We start from the raw sequence: 2498 nt of genomic DNA on the forward strand, positions 1-2498 counted from the left end.
CCTGGAAATGGCTTAAAATTGTGCTTTTTGGCCGTAACAATGCAGGAAACCAGCATAAAGTTTTTGGAGAATCCGCAAAAAGGTATTCAAAAAACAGGGGTATCCAGCATAACAATTTTGCGGCTCCGTCACCCGGAGCAGTTCTCCTTTTATGGGTGAATTGTTCACCGTGGGTGGCAGAATACCGGAAATGAAAAAAGCTGGGTGCCACCAAGCCGCCCAGAAGAAAATTTTTCGACCCTGAGAGGAATGTCGGCAGTAAGGATATGGTAAGAAATATGCAAGGAAAAAGAAATTGATTTCCAAGACGGTTCCATGGTAAAATGGCGCACACCAGGGGGGTTAAGGGGGAGGAAACACAGCGGAATCTTCATAAGAAAAATAGACAGCAAATACACAGAGAAAACAGGAACCACACACCGCCATTCTCCAAGAGGAGCGGCGGCGTGTGCGGTTCCTGTTTTAAAGACTGTTGATTAATTTCATGGCACGAATACCGTCCTTAACACCGCAGGTGTAAAGATAAGAGGTTTCTTTTACATGGCGTTCTGTGCTCAGATCGAAGAACCGGTTGATGGTTTTTCTCTCTTTTTTTGTCAACCGTTTGAGGATTGCCTCAAACTGGTCTAAAGTCCGTCCTTCTTCCCGCCTGTCATCTGCTTTGGAACGGTACAGTTCCTGCCAGTGCAGTTCCATCCGTTCGTAGATGAAATCTTTCATCCATTCTTTCTCGCTCATAGCGTTCACCTCCCTTCGTACCACAGAGGATACCGGAACTCTTGATGGAAGTCGATACCACAATACACCAAACCAGAGGACGGATTTTAAAGCACCTTGCACAAATCGGAAAATCCATCAGAAAAAGACTTGAATCTGCTTGCCGACAGAGGTAACATACGACACACCTCGGAAGAGGAAATAACCTGTGGAAACCTTTGGTTATGGGAGCGGATAGGCTTTTCCCCCCTTGCGATGGCCGTAGCTTTTGCGCGTAAATCGGCATATAACGCTTATCAGTTGAGGTTGCCGGCGATATCTGTGGCTAGAGATGGAGACAGGAAGTGAAGGAAGGATGGTAGTTGAGAAAAGAGAACATTATTTATGTGGGGATAGATCTGCATAAGGAAACCCACACAGCGGTCATGCTGGACTGCTGGAACCACAAGCTGGGAGAGATCACGATTGAGAACAAACCAGCACAATTTCATAAGCTGACGAGAAAAGTCAGCCGGTTTGTAACAGAGGAAAAGACAGCCGTTTACGGCTTGGAGAACGCTTACGGCTATGGCCGCGCACTGGCAGTATGGCTGTTTGAAAAAGGATTCGTTGTCAAAGATGTAAATACGGCATTGTCCTATGCCCAGAGAAAAAGCGTCCCAATGTACCAGAAAAGTGATAGCTACGATGCGGAAGCGGTGGCGCTGGTGCTGATTAACATGTTGGACAGACTGCCGGATGCAATTCCGGATGATAAATACTGGACGCTGAGCCAACTCGTGAACCGGAGGGATAACATCAATATCCATCAGCAGAGATTAAAGAACCAGCTGCATGAACAGCTCTGCATGGCATATCCAAGCTATAAGAAATTCTTCCAGGACATTGGTCGCCCAACTGCTTTATATTTTTTTCATGAGTATCCATCACCGGTCCATCTGCGAGGAAAGACCGCAGAGGAACTGGCGGGAGAACTGCGCCCGGTAAGCCACAATAACTGTTCTGTCAAACGAGCGGAAAAGATACTGGAACTGGTAAAATCAGATGGAGGAACCTGCCGTGACTGTCAGGAAAGCCGAGACATTATCACCAGAAGTCTGGCAAATGATTTGGAACACTACCGGAAACAGATGGAGGAAGTGGAGGCGGCAATCGAAGCCATGCTCCCTGAATTTGGCTGTACCCTTATGACCATGCCAGGAATCGACACCATTACAGCGGCGAATATCCTTGCGGAGATAGGAAACATTGACCGTTTTCCCAACGCAAAGAAACTGGCGAAGTTCGCCGGAATCGCACCCATCAATTTTTCCTCAGCAGGAAAAGGGAAGGATGTGTGCCCAAAACAGGGAAACCGGAGATTACAGGCCATCTTTTATTTTCTTGCAATCCAGATGGTGCAGGTAGCCCCTAGCGGAACGCCGAGGAATGCGGTATTCCGTGAATATTTCCTGAAAAAGCTGGAGGAAGGCAAGAATAAACCCCAGGCATTAATCTGCATCGCCAGACGCTTGGTAAATATCGTATACGGAATGTTAAAGAACCACACGGAATACCGGGAGCCGGAGAGCAAAACAGGGGACGAAACTGTTTGAAAGAGGCCATAGGAACGCTTATAATGGAGAGAAGAACAGCAGAAGAAGGAATCCCCCTTGTTCTTTTTCTGCTTTAGTATTTAAAGATTTAGAACTGCCAGATCCTTAAGGACAGTCCGCTTTTTCCAAAGAAGGGATGGAAAAGGCGCAAAAAGCATAAGGGTTGAGTGTCTATGCCAAGGGGGG

2 protein-coding genes are annotated in these 2498 nt (G+C 47.0%); one reads left to right on the forward strand and one right to left on the reverse strand.

Annotated elements, in window-relative coordinates; genetic code table 11:
* Positions 1 to 462: 462 nt before the first annotated feature.
* Positions 463 to 738 (reverse strand): hypothetical protein, encoded by a 276-nt coding sequence (locus FYJ39_RS20215; protein WP_154474100.1) that lies wholly within the window; start codon positions 736 to 738, stop codon positions 463 to 465.
* 341 nt (positions 739 to 1079) lie between these two features.
* Between FYJ39_RS20215 and FYJ39_RS20220 the strand changes: the two genes are divergently transcribed.
* Positions 1080 to 2312, forward strand: a complete 1233-nt coding sequence (locus FYJ39_RS20220; protein ID WP_154474101.1) for an IS110 family RNA-guided transposase — start codon at positions 1080 to 1082, stop codon at positions 2310 to 2312.
* The last annotated feature ends 186 nt before the right edge of the window (positions 2313 to 2498 follow it).

It is taken from the genome of Clostridium porci, assembly GCF_009696375.1.
Classification (GTDB): Bacteria; Bacillota; Clostridia; order Lachnospirales; family Lachnospiraceae; genus Enterocloster; species Enterocloster porci.